The sequence below is a fragment of the Marimonas lutisalis genome, assembly GCF_005434965.1.
Classification (GTDB): domain Bacteria; phylum Pseudomonadota; class Alphaproteobacteria; order Rhodobacterales; family Rhodobacteraceae; genus Marimonas_A; species Marimonas_A lutisalis.
The window spans coordinates 86,136-100,561 of the sequence record NZ_SKCI01000004.1 but is presented as its reverse complement, the minus strand read 5'-3'; the positions used below and the strand labels follow the sequence as shown (position 1 = coordinate 100,561).

The 14,426-nt window shown below is 64.7% G+C and carries 14 protein-coding genes; 11 read left to right on the top strand and 3 right to left on the bottom strand.

Going from position 1 to position 14,426, the window contains the following annotated elements:
• Window positions 1-28 precede the first annotated feature (28 nt).
• The 4 genes from E0501_RS16275 (at window position 29) to E0501_RS16260 (ending at window position 3,458) form a co-directional block, all read left to right on the top strand.
• A complete protein-coding gene (locus tag E0501_RS16275; protein ID WP_137702461.1) occupies window positions 29-406 on the top strand; it encodes a DUF1636 family protein in 378 nt (125 codons plus the stop codon).
• Window positions 403-1,329: a threonine-phosphate decarboxylase gene (locus tag E0501_RS16270; RefSeq protein ID WP_137702460.1), complete on the top strand. Its 927-nt coding sequence runs from the start codon at window positions 403-405 to the stop codon at window positions 1,327-1,329. The genes E0501_RS16275 and E0501_RS16270 overlap by 4 nt, the downstream gene beginning before the upstream one ends.
• Window positions 1,326-2,222: an adenosylcobinamide-phosphate synthase CbiB gene (cbiB, locus tag E0501_RS16265; RefSeq protein WP_137702459.1), complete on the top strand. Its 897-nt coding sequence runs from the start codon at window positions 1,326-1,328 to the stop codon at window positions 2,220-2,222. Before E0501_RS16270 ends, cbiB begins: the two co-directional genes overlap by 4 nt.
• 63 nt (window positions 2,223-2,285) lie before the next feature.
• On the top strand, window positions 2,286-3,458 hold the full coding sequence (locus E0501_RS16260; RefSeq protein ID WP_137702458.1) for a lytic murein transglycosylase: 1,173 nt from the start codon (window positions 2,286-2,288) through the stop codon (window positions 3,456-3,458).
• A 24-nt stretch (window positions 3,459-3,482) separates the two neighbouring features.
• Here E0501_RS16260 and E0501_RS16255 read toward each other — a convergent pair whose 3' ends face one another.
• From E0501_RS16255 to E0501_RS16245, 3 genes are read right to left on the bottom strand one after another with little or no spacing between them, the layout of a single operon-like run.
• Window positions 3,483-4,841, bottom strand: a complete 1,359-nt coding sequence (locus tag E0501_RS16255; RefSeq protein WP_137702457.1) for an aspartate aminotransferase family protein — start codon at window positions 4,839-4,841, stop codon at window positions 3,483-3,485.
• Between the two features lie 12 nt (window positions 4,842-4,853).
• Window positions 4,854-5,504: an HAD-IA family hydrolase gene (locus tag E0501_RS16250; RefSeq protein ID WP_137702456.1), complete on the bottom strand. Its 651-nt coding sequence runs from the start codon at window positions 5,502-5,504 to the stop codon at window positions 4,854-4,856.
• Complete coding sequence (locus E0501_RS16245) at window positions 5,501-6,280, bottom strand: IclR family transcriptional regulator (RefSeq protein WP_137702455.1); 780 nt, start codon at window positions 6,278-6,280, stop codon at window positions 5,501-5,503. The genes E0501_RS16250 and E0501_RS16245 overlap by 4 nt, the downstream gene beginning before the upstream one ends.
• A 169-nt stretch (window positions 6,281-6,449) precedes the next feature.
• On the opposite strand from E0501_RS16245, the gene E0501_RS16240 reads away from it, so the two are divergent.
• From E0501_RS16240 to E0501_RS16210, 7 genes are all read left to right on the top strand, one after another.
• Complete coding sequence (locus E0501_RS16240; RefSeq protein ID WP_137702454.1) at window positions 6,450-7,391, top strand: tripartite tricarboxylate transporter substrate-binding protein; 942 nt, start codon at window positions 6,450-6,452, stop codon at window positions 7,389-7,391.
• A gap of 63 nt (window positions 7,392-7,454) precedes the next feature.
• The gene (locus tag E0501_RS16235; protein ID WP_137702453.1) at window positions 7,455-7,982 is read left to right on the top strand and encodes a tripartite tricarboxylate transporter TctB family protein; all 528 of its coding nucleotides are present in this window, start codon (window positions 7,455-7,457) and stop codon (window positions 7,980-7,982) included.
• Between the two features lie 7 nt (window positions 7,983-7,989).
• On the top strand, window positions 7,990-9,618 hold the full coding sequence (locus E0501_RS16230) for a tripartite tricarboxylate transporter permease (RefSeq protein ID WP_137702452.1): 1,629 nt from the start codon (window positions 7,990-7,992) through the stop codon (window positions 9,616-9,618).
• Window positions 9,579-10,958: an aldehyde dehydrogenase gene (locus E0501_RS16225; RefSeq protein WP_137702859.1), complete on the top strand. Its 1,380-nt coding sequence runs from the start codon at window positions 9,579-9,581 to the stop codon at window positions 10,956-10,958. The genes E0501_RS16230 and E0501_RS16225 overlap by 40 nt, the downstream gene beginning before the upstream one ends.
• Window positions 10,955-12,217, top strand: coding sequence for an aspartate aminotransferase family protein (locus E0501_RS16220; protein WP_205123514.1), 1,263 nt, complete (start codon window positions 10,955-10,957; stop codon window positions 12,215-12,217). Before E0501_RS16225 ends, E0501_RS16220 begins: the two co-directional genes overlap by 4 nt.
• The gene (locus tag E0501_RS16215) at window positions 12,210-13,154 is read left to right on the top strand and encodes a phosphotransferase enzyme family protein (RefSeq protein ID WP_137702450.1); all 945 of its coding nucleotides are present in this window, start codon (window positions 12,210-12,212) and stop codon (window positions 13,152-13,154) included. The genes E0501_RS16220 and E0501_RS16215 overlap by 8 nt, the downstream gene beginning before the upstream one ends.
• Before the next feature lie 2 nt (window positions 13,155-13,156).
• Window positions 13,157-14,392 carry a Tm-1-like ATP-binding domain-containing protein gene (locus E0501_RS16210; protein ID WP_137702449.1) on the top strand — a complete coding sequence of 412 codons (1,236 nt, stop codon included), beginning with the start codon at window positions 13,157-13,159 and terminating at the stop codon, window positions 14,390-14,392.
• Window positions 14,393-14,426: the final 34 nt, after the last annotated feature.

The following is a 14,426-nucleotide window of genomic DNA, read 5'->3' as shown; positions in this document are numbered from 1 at the left end:
CGCGAAGCACGACAGGCGCGGAGGCGACATGACCACCTGGATCACGATTTGCGATACCTGCAAGCGCGAAGGCTGGGAGGCCGAACGCGACGGCGCGCCGGATGGCGAGAAGCTGGCCGCGCTGATCGAGGCGGCGGCAGAGGGCCGCGCAGTGAAAACGCGGCGGGTGTCCTGTACCATGGGATGCGAGCGGGCCTGCAACGTGATCGTGCAGGCGCCCGGAAAGATCGGCTATTCGCTGGGCAAGTTTGAGCCTGTGGATGCGGATGCGCAGGCGATCGTCGACTATGCCGAGATGCACGCGGAAACCGAGACGGGCCAGGTGCCCTTCCGCCAGTGGCCGCAGGGGGTGAAGGGTCATTTCGTGTCGCGCCAGGTGCCCGTGCCGCAGGCCGAGACTGAATGAGCGGCGCCCGCGATCATGGCGGGGGTGTCGATGCGGCGGTGGCGCGCTGGGGCGGCACGCGCGACGGGTGGATCGACCTGTCAACTGGGATCAACCCGGTGCCGTATCCCGTAGGTGCTTTTCCGGACATGGCCTGGACGGCCCTGCCCGATGCGGGCGCGCAGGCAAGGCTGATCGCGGCGGCGCGGGCGTTCTGGAGCGTGCCGGAGGGGCTGGAGATCGTGGCGGCGCCCGGGGCGTCGGCGCTGATCGCGGCGCTGCCGGGGTTGCGCCAGGCCGGACGGGTCGAGATTCCCGGGCCGACCTATAACGAGCACGAAGCGGCCTTCCGCAATGCCGGTTGGGAAATTGGCCGGGGCGGGTCGGCGAAGGTGGTCGTGCATCCCAACAACCCGGACGGGCGGTGGTACGGGTCCGGGGACCTGACCGCGGAGTTCTGCGTAATCGACGAAAGCTTCTGCGATGTTGCGCCGGAGCGGTCGCTGGTGGCGCAGGCCGGTCCGGGCCGGGTGGTTCTGAAAAGCTTTGGCAAGTTCTGGGGGCTGGCCGGGATGCGGCTGGGCTTTGCTATCGGCGTACCGCAGGACATGGCGCGGCTGCGCGAGCGGCTGGGGCCATGGGCGGTGTCGGGCCCGGCGCTGGAGCTGGGCGCGCGGGCGCTGGAGGACCGTGGCTGGGCCGAGGCGACGCGCGCGCGTCTGGCGCGCGACGCGGCGCGGCTGGACGGCCTGATGACGCCGCATGGGGCCTTGGTGGGCGGTACCGACCTGTTTCGCCTGTACAAAGTGGCTGATGCGGCTGCGTTCCAGGCGCGATTGGCCGAAGCCCATATCTGGAGCCGGATTTTTCCCTATTCCGCAACCTGGCTGCGCCTTGGCCTGCCGGCGCCGGAGCACTGGGCGCGGCTGGAGGCTGTGCTGTGAGCCTTGTGCTAGGCCTGATCCTGGATGCGCTTTTTGGTGAGCCGAAAGCGATCTGGGACCGGGTGCCGCATCCTGCGGTGCTGATGGGGCGCGCGGTGGGATGGTGCGATGCGCGGTTCAACCGTGGTCCAGCCCGGCGGGCAAAGGGCGTGGCCGTGATGGCCGGGCTTGCCATTGCCGCCATTCTGCTGGGCCGGATGATCGGTGCGCTGGGATGGGTAGCCGAGGCGCTGGTGCTTGCGGTGCTGGTGGCGCAACGGTCGCTGGTCGACCACGTGCAGGCGGTGGCCGATGCGCTGCGCCTGTCGTTGGCCGAGGGCCGGCGGGCGGTGGCGATGATCGTGGGGCGCGATACCGGTGAAATGGATGAGCCCGCAGTGGCGCGCGCCGCGATCGAAAGCGCGGCTGAGAATTTCAGCGATGGGGTGCTGGCACCGGTTGTCTGGTTTGCGGTGGCGGGCCTGCCGGGGCTGTTGCTGTACAAGATCACCAACACCGCTGACAGCATGATCGGATACCGCACCGAGCGGCACGAGGCCTTCGGCTGGGCGGCGGCAAGGTTTGACGACGTGCTGAACGTGATCCCCGCGCGGCTGACGGCGGTGCTGATCGCGGGGCTCTACGGGATTTGGGAGGCGTGGCGCGAGATCGTCGCGGATGCGCGGCTGCACCGCTCGCCCAATGCAGGCTGGCCTGAGGCGGCGATGGCGCGTGCGTTGGGCGTGGCCCTGTCGGGGCCGCGGGCCTATGAAGGCGAGATGCGTGAGTTCGCCTGGGTGAACGGAGCGGGGCGCCGCGACACGGGACCGCGCGATATCGAGGCGGCCTGCGCCGTGCTGTGGCGGGTGTGGGCGGTGATGCTGGCGCTGGCGGTTCTGGTCTGGATTTTCTGACTGGCGCAGGCGCGGCAAGCTGCTAGGGTTCCAGCCGTTGTTTTATTGATCCTAGAGGTGCGCATGCGTGTTCTGCCGATTCTTGCCGCGATTTTTCTGAGTGCGTCGCCTGGTGCAGCGCAGACGCCCTGTGGCGGCAGTTTCGCGGGGTTCGTTCAGGATCTGAAAGCCGAGGCGATGGCGAAAGGCCATGCGTCGGCCACGGTCGAGAAGTTCTTTGCCAGTGTTCGGCAGGACGGCAAGGTTCTGGCGGCGGACCGCAAACAAGGTGTGTTCCAGATGGATTTCACCGCGTTCGCGCGGCGGCTGATTTCTTCTGGTCGGTTGAACACCGGACGGGCCAAGGCGCGGGAATATGCCCATGTGTTCGACGAGATCGAGCAGCGCTATGGCGTGTCTCGCGGCGTGCTTCTGGCGTTCTGGGCGTTCGAGACGGATTACGGCGGCTTCCAGGGCAATTTCAACACGCTGAATGCGCTGGTGACGCTGGCGCATGATTGCCGCCGTCCGCATCTGTTTCGCCCGCAGATATTCGCGGCGCTCGAGCTTTACGAACAGGGCGATTTCAGCCCGACCAAGACAACGGGCGCCTGGGCGGGCGAGATCGGCATGGTGCAGATGCTGCCCAAGGATATCATCGAAAACGGCGTGGATGGCGATGGCGACGGGCACGTGCGGCTGAAGACCTCGGCGCCCGATGCGCTGATGTCGGGGGCGAAGATGTTGAGCCACCTGGGATGGCGGGCAGGCGAGCCGTGGTTGCAGGAGGTTGTGCTGCCCACGGACCTGGATTGGTCGAAAACCGGGCTGGAGACGCAGAAGACCGCCGCGGACTGGGCCGCGCTGGGGGTGAAGCCGCGTCAGGGGGCGCTGACCGATGGCTTGCCTGCCTCGGTCATCATTCCGCAGGGGCGGTTCGGGCCTGCCTTTCTGGCCTATCCGAATTTTCGCGTCTATTTCGAATGGAACCAGAGCTTTACCTATGTTCTGACCGCGGCCTATTTCGCCACGCGGCTGGAAGGGGCGCCGGTTTTCGAGCCGGGCAATCCCGAACCGGGCCTGTCCGGCGATCAGATGAAAGCGCTGCAGACCAAACTGGCCGAGCGTGGCTATGACGTGGGCGGGATCGACGGGATCCTGGGCGCGGGCACGCGGGCAGCGGTACGGGACATACAGGCCAAGCTGGGCCTGCCGGTAGACGGCTGGCCGACGGCGGCGTTGCTCGGACGGCTGTGAGGCCGCCCGAAGCATTCGATTGCGTCAGCCAGAAGCCGACGAGAAGCCCGCATCGAGTGCCGACAGGATCGTCTGCACGTCATCGGCTGTCAGCACCAGGGGTGGCGACAAGATGATGTTGGGCCCCGAGACGCGCACCATGGCGCCGGTCTGGTAGGCGACCTCCTGCACGGTGCCGATGGTTTTCTTGTCGATCGGTGTCTTGGTGGCGCGGTCCGAGACCAGTTCCATCGCGCACATCAGCCCGTGGCCGCCGCGCACGTCGCCGATAACCTCGTGTTTTTCCTGCAAAGCCAGCATTCCCTTATGCAACTCGGCTCCGCGGGCGGCGGCGTTTTCGGGCACGTTCAGGCGCTTGGTCTCAGTAAGGCAGGCCAGCGCCGCGGCGGCGCCGACCGGATGGCCGGAATAGGTGTAGCCGTGGCCAATCGCGGCCTTGCCGGTTTCGTCCTGTTCGAAGGTTTCGGCGACATGTTCCGCGATCATCACCGCGCCGAAGGGGAAATAACCGTTGGTGATGGCCTTGGCGGTGCACATCATGTCGGGCTGCACGCCCCAGTGGCGGCTGCCGGTCCAACTGCCGGTGCGGCCGAAGGCGGTGATCACCTCGTCGGCGATAAGAAGGATGCCGTTTTTCGAGCAGATCTCGCGCACGCCGGGCATGAAGCTTTCATGCGGGGGGATGACGCCGCCGGCACCGAGGATCGGTTCCATGATGAGCGCGGCGATCGTGCCGGCGCCCTGGAAGGCGATCTCGTCCTCGAGCGCCTGCAGGCAGAGCTGGGCGAGGCGCGCGGGATCGGTTTCGTTGAACGGGTTGCGATAGGTGTAAGGCGCCGGGATGTGGAAGCAGCCGGGCAAGAGCGGCTCATACGCGGTGCGGAAATTGGCGTTGCCATTGACCGATGCGCCGCCGAAATGGGTGCCGTGGTAGCCTTTTTTCAGGCTGAGATACTTGGTGCGCGCGCTGTCGCCGCGGATCTTGTGATACTGCCGGGCCAGTCGCAGCGCGGTTTCGACGCTGTCGGAGCCGCCCGAAGTATAAAAGGCGCGGGCGAGGCCATCAGGAGCGAAGAAATCGCGCAGCTCCTCGGCCAGTTCGATCACACAGTCATTCGTGGTGCCACGGAAGATTGAGTAATAGGGCAGTCGGTCGAGCTGGGCCGAGATGGCATCCTTGACCGGCTGGCAGGAGAACCCGAGATTCACGTTCCAGAGCCCGCCCACGCCATCGACCACGGTGTGGCCATCGACATCGGTGATGGTCACGCCCTCGGCGCCGGTGACGATGGTGGGCGGGTTGGCCAGGCTGTCGGCGGGATGCGCCATTGGATGCCAGAGGGAGCGCGCGTTCTTCTCTTTGAGGAAATTGCCGTCTTTCATGTGAATTCTCCCTTATTGAAGGCCGAGGAGGCGGAGCGCCTCGGCGTAACTGGTGCCCGGGCGGGCAACGTCGAAATGAACTGTTGGCAGGCCGACCGCGATGGCGCCGTCGACATTGCGCTTCTGGTCATCGACGAAGACGCAATCGGCGGCGGGCAGCCCTAGCTGATCCAGCACCTCGGCATAGGCGCGCGGATCGGGTTTGAGGACCTTGGTATAAGTGGCATCGACGATGACGTCGAAATCGGAAAGGAACGGCAGCTTGTCGCGGAAGTCGGCGCCGTAGAAAAGATCAAGCTCGTTCGACAGGATGGCAAGGCGGATACCGGCAGACTTGCACTGGGCGATGGCATTGCGGAACTCCGGGCGGATCACCGCATCGGGGTCGGCGCCGCGGGCGGCGCGGACGAATTGGCTCATCTCGGTCCAGTCCTGGCCCAGGAGCGCGCCCACCTCGCGCGTGCGTTCGCGCCAGTAGTCGCGCTCGGATATTTTGCCCGCCTGCATCGCCTGCCAGAGGCCGTCGGTTTCGGGATGAAATGGGCCCTGCCAGGTGAGCGTGCCGGGGCCGAGGCCCAGGGCGCGCTCGGTCAGGTCGTGGGTTTCAAACAGCGTGCGGGTGACGACACCGCCGAAATCGAGGATCAGGGCGCGGGTTGTCATGCGGCCTCCTCGCGCTGGAAGCCATCGGGCAGGAAGCCGCCCATCAGTCGGGTGAGGCGCAGGGCATGGTGGCGGAGTTCGCGCTGGATGAGGGCCTGGTGATTACGGGACATGCGGGCGGTGGGGGCGGCCACGGCGATGGCGCCGATGACGTGAGACTGGGCGTCGAAGAGGGGCATGGCATGGGAATGCACGTCGTCTTCGAAGCCGCCGATGTTCTGGGCCATGCCGCTGGTCCGCACATCGGAAAGCGTGGCGCGGATCTTGCCGGGGTCGGTTTCGGTGTGCGGCGTGCGTTTTTCGAGCGGGCGAGACAGGATTTCGTCAACGAATCCCGCCTCGGAGAAGGCGAGAGTCGCAAGACCAGAGGAGGTGTTGTGGAAGGTCAGCACCTCGGCGTCCTCCATCGTGACGCGGGTGCCGTGCTGGGGCGAATAGGCATAAGCCACGGTGACGAGCGTATCGCCGTGCAGCATAGAGACATGCGCGGTTTCGCCGGTGGCCTGCGACAGATCGGCCAGCACCGCTTGCGCCAGATCACGGGTGGGAACGGCGGCTTCGCGCAGGGCGGCGAGGCGCAGAAAGGCGGGCCCGAGCCGGTATTCGCGGCCTGCGCCGGTCTGTTCGACGAATCCCTGCGCCTGCATTTCCGTCAAAAGCCGGTGCACCGTTGCCTTGTTCAGCCCCGACAGGCGGGCCATCTCGCTCAGCCCGATGGTGCTGCGAGATCGGTTGAAAAAGCTCAACAAAGACAGGGCTTTGGTGACGGTTCCCATGGGTGTTTGCACAAGGCTCCCGGTTGTTTTTCTTTGCGTTGAAGTGGTGAATTCGTTTCACCTGTTAAATGTGTTGACAGACTCGAGCGCGGTCTGTCAATCTGTTTTAGAACCGTTGGTTTGAATAATGAACCGGTCCGAACGAGGCCGACACACAGGGAGAGCTGATATGAAAGCAAGCAAGCTTCTGGGCGGGGCGCTGGCCCTTGCCATGACCGCAATGGGCGGGGCCGCGATGGCCGAATATCCCGAAAAGCCGGTGAACTTCATCGTGCCGTGGCCGCCGGGTGATCTGGAGGATGTGCTGACCCGGATGATCGCCGAGGACTTCCAGGCCGAGTACGGCGTGGCAGCGGCGGTTGTGAACAAGCCGGGCGGCGGCGGCGGCCCGTTCCCCGGTGCGATCGAAGTGGCGAGCGCGCCCGCCGATGGCTACACGATCGGCAGTTTCGTGATCGGCGTGCCGGTGGTGGGTCACCAGATCGGCATCGACGAACTGACGCCCGCGAAATTCGACCCGCTGGGCATTTTCCTGACCTATCCCTTCGTCATCGCAACCTCCGGTGACGCGCCATATTCCAGCATGGACGAGCTGGCGGCCTATGCGAAAGAGAACGACGTAGCGCTGGGCCATTTCGGTGACGTTCTGACGCCGACGCAGGTGACCAAGGCGCTGGCCGTGAATAAGGGGTTCGAATGGGGCAGCGATGCGGCGTTCGACGCGCTGGACTGCAACACGCTGGCCAGTGGCGATGCCGACGTGATCAACACCACGCTGCAACTGATCCTGCCCTGCCTTGATGATGTGAAGGTTCTGGTGTCGATCACCGATGAGCGTATCGCACTGGTGCCCGATGCGCCGACGGCGGGCGAGGTTGATCCGACCCTCGACATCGCGCTGTGGAACGGCCTTTTCGTGACCAAGGACACGCCGCAGGACGTGCGCGACAAGATCATCGCGGTGGCGCAGAAAACCGTGATGAGCGATCGCGCGCAGGCGGTGGCCAAGGAAACCGGTGCGCTGGTCTACTGGCAGAATGCCGAGGACAGCGCATCCCGGATTGCCAAGGATATCGAGACGGTCGACCGTATCGGCAAGCTTCTGGAGTGATCCACTGAACACGGGGGCCGGGCAGGCGGACTGCCCGGCCTTTTTCTGTCCGGAGGCAGGCGGATGACCGAAGAGGAACGCAGATTCAAGTGGCCGATCAGGGGGCAACTTCTGTTTGCCGTCGTGTTTGTCGTTGCCGCTGTTCTGCTGCTGAGCCAGTTGGGCAATGAAACCAAGTGGGCCAAGGGCACCAAGTTTTTCGCCCAGCCCCGGTTCTGGCCTGCGGTGGCGGTGATCGGGATGGTCCTGTTCGGCGGCCTGCACCTGTGGAAACTGCCGCGAAAGCGGTTTGTGAAGCCCGATTTCGTGGAATGGCGAATCTGGTTCTTCGCCATCGAATGGGTGCTGTGGTTTCTTGTTTACGTCACGGTCGTTCCGGTGCTGGGATACCTGCCGACCACGCTGATCTTCGTGCCGCTGATGGTGTGGCGTATCGGCTATCGCAGCCGCAGGATGCTGTGGATTTCGGCCGGTTTCGCCATGGCCGTGGTGGTATTGTTCAAGACCTTCCTGCAGGTGCGGATCCCCGGTGGGGCGATCTATGAATACCTGCCGGGCGCGCTGCGCTCGTTCCTGATCCTGAATTTCTGAGGCGGGCATGGAGCTTCTTCTTTCAGCCACCGAAATCCTGGCGCGCTGGGACGTGCTTCTGGCCTTGCTGGTGGGATCGGTCGGGGGTGTCCTGATCGGGGCGATCCCGGGCGTGGGCCCGGCGGTGGCCATTGCCATCCTCTTGCCGGCCACGTTCAGCATGGACCCGATCGTGGGGCTGACTGTTCTTCTGGGAATCTACGGCAGTTCGATGTATGGCGGCGCGATCCCGGCGATCCTGATCAACACGCCGGGCACCGCGGTCAATGCACTGACCACCTATGACGGTTTCCCGATGACGGCGCGGGGCGAGGCGCGGCGCGCGCTGAGCCTGGCCTATTCGGCGTCGTTCTTCGGCGGCGTCTTCAGCGTGATCTGCCTGATCCTCTTTGCGCCGGTGCTGGCCAAGGTGGCGCCGATGTTCGGCAGCCGCGAGATTTTCCTGGCCGCGCTTCTGGGCTTGATCCTGGTGGTGATCGCGCATCGCGGGCAGGCGCTGATTGCCGCCGCGCTGGCCTGTTTCGGGATCTTCCTGAACACGGTGGGGCTGGAACCGGTCAAGTATTCCAAACGCTACACCTTCGATCAGAGCTGGTTGTCGTCGGGCGTTGACCTGATCGTCGTGGTGCTGGGTCTGTTCGCGTTGAGCCAGGCGTTTTTCCTGTTGCAGGGCGAGGATGAGAAAATCCGCCTGACGAAACTGCGCGGCGGGTTGTTCCAGGGCCTGCGCGAGCTGAGCCGGCATCCGCGGGTGGCGGGCATTTCGGGCGGGTTCGGCGTGCTGATGGGCATGATCCCCGGTGTGGGCGAGTTCACGGCGCAGTTCCTGAGCTATACCTATGCGCAGCGAAGCTCGAAACGGCCGGAGGATTTCGGCCATGGATCATCCGAGGGGCTGATCGCGGCGGAGACGGCAAACAACGCGGTGCCCGCCGCGGCGATGGTGCCGCTTCTGGCGCTGGGAATCCCGGGCGAGGCGCTGACGGCGATGATGCTGAGCGTTTTCTATGTGCACAATGTCGTGCCCGGGCCGCAGCTTTTCCAGAACGACATGCCTTTCGTGGTGGCGCTTTACCTCGCGCTTCTGATCCTCAACGTGCTGGTTCTGATCTTCCTGCTGTTTGCCACGAACAGCCTGATCAAGGTGGTGAAGATCCCCAACCGGTTCCTGGGCGTGTGCATCCTGACGCTGAGCTTTGTCGGCGTCTATTCCCTGCGCAACTCGTTCACGGATTGCCTGATCGCGGCCTGTTTCGGAGTGTTCGGTTTCGTGCTGAAGCGGCTGAGCCTGCCGGCGGTGCCGATCGTTCTGGGCATGGTGCTGGGCGGGATCATGGAGGTGAAGCTGCGCGCCGGCATGGCCCGGGTGAAAACGCCGCTCGATTTCATCGACCGGCCCATCGCGATGATCCTGTTTCTGATGATCCTGGGCGTTCTGGCGCTGCACATCCGATACGTGCTGGCCGAACGCCGCAAATTGAAGGAGGCCAAATGGTCAGCCAAGAGAGCATCGACGCGCTTCGGAATGCAGATGTTCCGCCGCAGAGATTATTTGTCGACGGAACGTGGCAAAAGGGTTCGGGAGAAACGCTCGAAATACACTCCCCGATCGACGGGCGGCCGCTCACCACGCTAGAGCGGGCGACGGCGGAGGACGTGAACCGCGCGGTGGCCGCGGCGCGCCGGGCGTTTGACGATGGCCGCTGGTCGCGGATCGCGCTGGCGCAGCGCAAGAAGGTATTGCACAAGATCGCCGACATCATCGAGGAGCGCGCGCTGGAGCTGACGGTGCTGGGCGTGCGCGACAACGGCACCGAGTTCAACATGGCGATCAAGGCCGAGGCCGGTTCGGCGGCTGGTACCTTCCGTTACTATGCCGAGGCGGTGGACAAGATCTATGGCGAGGTCGCGCCCACGGCCGATGACGTGCTGGGCCTTGTGCACAAGGAGCCGGTGGGCGTGGTTGGCGCCATTGTCCCTTGGAACTTCCCGCTGATGATCGGCGCGTGGAAACTGGCGCCGGCGCTGGCCACGGGCAATTCCGTTGTGCTGAAACCGGCGGAAACCGCGTCGCTCTCGCTGTTGAAACTGGCGGAATACTGCGCCGAGGCGGGCCTGCCCGATGGCGTGCTGAACGTGGTGACGGGGCAGGGCAGCGTGGCAGGTGAGGCGCTGGCGATGTCGATGGACGTGGATGTGCTGGTGTTCACCGGGTCGGGCATGACGGGGCGGCGGCTGTTGGAGTATTCCGCGCGGTCGAACCTGAAACGGGTCTACCTGGAACTGGGCGGCAAGAGCCCGAACATCGTTTTCGCCGACGCGCCGGACCTGGACAAGGCCGCGGCGGTGTCGGCGATGGGGATATTCCGAAATTCCGGCCAGGTCTGCGTGGCGGGTTCGCGCCTGCTGGTGGAGCGTTCGATCCATGACGAGTTTGTAAACGCCCTGTCGGCGCAGGCAGCGAATCTGAAGGTGGGTGATCCGCTGGACTTGGCAAGCCAGGTCGGCGCAATCAACTCGATGAGCCAGTTGGAAGGCAACCTGGGCTTTGTCGCGGATGCCACGGCGCAGGGGGCGCAGGTGGCTCTGGGCGGAGGCCGCATCCTTGAGAGCACCGGCGGTTATTACATGGAACCGACGGTTCTGACTGGTGTGCAGCCGGACAACCGGGTGTTTCGGGAAGAGGTGTTCGGCCCGGTGCTGGCCGTGACCGCATTTGACAGTGACGACGAAGCGATCGCGCTGGCCAACGCCACCGATTATGGCCTCTCGGCCGGGGTGTGGACGGGCGACCTGAGCCGCGCCCACCGGATGGTGAAGGGCGTGCGATCCGGCATCGTGCACGTGAACACCTATGGCGGGTCCGACAACACCGTACCGCTGGGCGGGGTAAAGCAATCGGGCAATGGCCATGACAAGTCGCTTCATGCGATAGACAAGTATCTTGATCTGAAAACCGCCTGGATACAGCTGTGAGTGAATCCCTTCTCGAGCGCCGTGACCGCCTTCTGGGCCCACGCCTGACCACCTTCTACGAAGAGCCCGTGCACCTCGTGCGGGGGCTGGGCACGAAACTTTGGGATGTAGAGGGGCGCGAATACCTCGATTGCTACAACAACGTGCCGCATGTCGGCCATTGCCACCCGAAGGTGGTCGAGGCGATCTGCAGGCAGGCAGGAACGCTCAACACGCACACCCGGTATCTGCACGAAGGTATCGTGAATTATGCCGAGGACCTGACCGCGACCTTCGCGGAGCCGCTGAAATCGATGATGTTCACTTGCACCGGGTCCGAGGCGAACGACATCGCGCTGCGCATGGCCCGGGCGGTGACCGGCAAGACAGGCGTCATCGCCACCGATCACACCTATCACGGCAACACGATGGCGGTGGCGCAGCTGAGCTGCACCAACCCGCCGCCCGACCGCTGGGACAGTGTGGAGTTCGTGCCCGCGCCCGACAGTTACAGGCCGATCTCGGCGCAGGACTGGGCCGGGCATGTCGAGGCGGCTATCGGGCGGCTGGAAGAGAAGGGCCACGGGGTATCGGCTCTGGTCATCTGTCCCTATTTCGCCAATGAGGGTTTTCCGGACCTGCCCGAGGGTTGGCTGAGCCCCGCGATCGAGGCGGTGCGGCGCGCCGGGGGCGTGATTATTGCCGATGAGGTGCAGCCCGGGTTTGGGCGGCTGGGCACGCATTTCTGGGGGCATGAAAAGGCAGGTTTCCTGCCCGAGATCGTGACCATGGGCAAGCCGATGGGCAATGGCCATCCGGTGGCGGGCGTGGTGACGAGCCGACAGGTGATGGAGGCGTTTCGCGACACGTTCCGCTATTTCAACACCTTTGGCGGGAACCCGGTCAGTATGGCCGCGGCGCAGGCCACCCTTGACGTGATCCGCGACGAGGGGTTGCAAGAAAACGCGCAGGAGGTCGGGGACTACGCCCGCGAAGGGTTGCGCGATCTTGCCGGCAAACATGCCTGCATCGGCGACGTGCGCGGATCGGGGCTTTTCTTCGGCGCCGAGCTGGTGCTGGACCGGGATGACAAGACGCCCGCGACCGAGTTCACGAAAAAGGTAGCCAACGCTGTGCGGCACAAGGGCGTTCTGATGAACTTTCTGGGGATCCACTACAACGTGCTGAAAATGCGTCCGCCGATGGTTTTTTCGCGCGAAGATGCGGACCGGATGTTGCAGGCCGTGGACGAGGCGCTGAGCGAGGTGCCGCTTGCTTGAGATCGCGCGAGAAGCGGCCCGGCACTGGGGGCTTGACGGGGCGGATATCGCCCTGGCCGCGCGGCGCGAGAACGTGGTGTTCCGGGTCTCGGCGCCGTCGGGCGACTATGCTTTGCGACTGCACCGCCCCGGCTATCGCAGCGATGCCGAGCTCGAAGCCGAGCTGGAATGGATGGCCGTGCTGGAAGCCGGCGGGTTGAGCGTTCCCGCGCCGCTGGCCGCGGGCGATGGGCATTTCATGGTCTCGGTGGCGGGTTATCAGGTGGACGTGCTGGGCTGGGTGCCGGGCGATGCTTTGGGCAAGGCGGGCGAGTTGCTGGGCGTCGCCGATCGGCCTGCCTTTTGCCATGCGCTGGGTGCGGCGATGGCGCGGATGCATGACGTGTCGGATGCCTGGGAACGGCCCGATGGGTTCACACGGCCCTTCTGGGACCGGCCCGGTCTTCTGGGCGAGGCGCCACTTTGGGGGCGGTTCTGGGAACATCCGCACCTGGAACCCGGTGAAAAGGCGCTTCTGGAACAGGTGCGCAAGGCCGCGGATAACGTTCTAGCGCGGGTTGAGAGAGAGGCCGATTACGGGCTGATCCATGCGGACCTGATCAGCGAAAACATGCTGTGGGACGGGACGCGAATTTTCCTGATCGATTTCGATGATGGCGGGTTAGGATTTCGCGATTTCGAGCTGGCCACGTTCTTGCTGCGCTTCGAGGATGCGGATGACTATGCCGATCTGCGTGCCGCGCTATGTGAGGGCTATGCCGCGAGGCGGTCCGTCAGGGCCGATGAGCTGGACCTTTTCTTGCTGCTCAGGGCGCTGACCTATCCTGGCTGGATCGCGGACCGCCTGGATGAGCCCGGCGCGGCAGAAAGATCGCAGCGGGCGATTGCCACGGCCATGCGCAGCGCGTGGAAGTGGCTGGACACATACGGAGGATGACGATGGCGGATGACAAGACGATCCTGGTGGTGGGCACCTATGACACCAAGGATGACGAGTTGAACTACCTGTGCGATTGCATTCGCGGGCAGGGCGGGCGGGTTTTGTCGATGGACGTGAGCGTTCTGGGCGATCCGAGCGCGCCCACCGACTATTCCAAGCATGACGTGGCCGAAGAGGGGGGATCCTCGATCCGGGCGGCGATCGACAGCGGGGACGAAAACCACGCCATGCAGATCATGGCCGAGGGCGCCGCGGCGCTGGCCCTGCGGCTTTACCGCGAGGGCAGGATCGACGGGGTGATCGTGTTGGGCGGCTCGATGGGCACCGACCTGGCGCTGGACGTCTGTGCGGCGCTTCCATTGGGCGTGCCGAAATACGTGGTATCGACCGTGTCGTTTTCCCACATGCTGCCGCCCGAGCGGCTGGCGCCCGACATCCAGATGATCCTGTGGGCCGGCGGGCTTTACGGTCTCAATTCGGTCTGCAAGTCCTCGCTGAGCCAGGCCGCCGGAGCGGTGCTGGGATCCGCGCGGTCGGTGGAGAAGCCCACCTTCGAAAAGCCGTTGATCGGCATGACCAGTTTCGGCAAGACGGTTCTGCGCTACATGGTCAGCCTGAAACCCGCACTTGAGGCGCGGGGTTTTGAAGTGGCAGTATTTCATGCCACCGGCATGGGCGGGCGGGCCTTCGAGGGGCTGGTGGCGGGAGGGGCCTTTGCCTGCGTCCTGGATTTCGCGCCTCAGGAGATTGTGAACCATCACTTCGGGTCGGGCATCACGGCCGGGCCGGACCGGATGACGAATGCGGGCCGCAAGGGTATTCCGCAGCTGGTGGCGCCGGGGTGTTATGACCTGGTGGATTTCGTGGGCTGGATGGACCCGCCCGAACGCCTGCGCGATCGACCGACGCACGCGCATAACCGGTTGCTGACTTCGGCCGTTCTGGACACCGAGGAGCGCCGCGAAGTGGCGCGGCTGATGTGTGAGAAACTCTCGGGCGCGAATGGTCCGGTCGAGTTCCTGTTGCCGCTGCAAGGCTGTAACGAATGGGACCGCGAGGGCGCCGATCTGCATGATGCCGAAGGGCTGGCGGCCTTCTGCGCCGAGGTGCGATCCTGCGTGCCCGCAAACGTGACGCTGCATGCGCTGGACAGTCATATCAATGACGCGGCCTTCAGCGAAAAGGCGCTGGAAATCGTCGACCGGTGGATTGCTGAGGGTGTGGTGAAAAAGTGATGTTCCCCCCGATGTGCCGGCGCTAGGCTTGCGC

Coding starts and splice junctions, on each gene's coding strand:
- E0501_RS16270 (WP_137702460.1), top strand. CDS start 403: ATGAGCGGCGCCCGCGATCATGGCGGGGGTGTCGATGCGGCGGTGGCG.
- E0501_RS16235 (WP_137702453.1), top strand. CDS start 7,455: ATGACCGAAGAGGAACGCAGATTCAAGTGGCCGATCAGGGGGCAACTT.
- E0501_RS16245 (WP_137702455.1), bottom strand. CDS start 6,280: ATGGGAACCGTCACCAAAGCCCTGTCTTTGTTGAGCTTTTTCAACCGA.
- E0501_RS16240 (WP_137702454.1), top strand. CDS start 6,450: ATGAAAGCAAGCAAGCTTCTGGGCGGGGCGCTGGCCCTTGCCATGACC.
- E0501_RS16255 (WP_137702457.1), bottom strand. CDS start 4,841: ATGAAAGACGGCAATTTCCTCAAAGAGAAGAACGCGCGCTCCCTCTGG.
- E0501_RS16275 (WP_137702461.1), top strand. CDS start 29: ATGACCACCTGGATCACGATTTGCGATACCTGCAAGCGCGAAGGCTGG.
- E0501_RS16210 (WP_137702449.1), top strand. CDS start 13,157: ATGGCGGATGACAAGACGATCCTGGTGGTGGGCACCTATGACACCAAG.
- E0501_RS16260 (WP_137702458.1), top strand. CDS start 2,286: ATGCGTGTTCTGCCGATTCTTGCCGCGATTTTTCTGAGTGCGTCGCCT.
- E0501_RS16250 (WP_137702456.1), bottom strand. CDS start 5,504: ATGACAACCCGCGCCCTGATCCTCGATTTCGGCGGTGTCGTCACCCGC.
- E0501_RS16230 (WP_137702452.1), top strand. CDS start 7,990: ATGGAGCTTCTTCTTTCAGCCACCGAAATCCTGGCGCGCTGGGACGTG.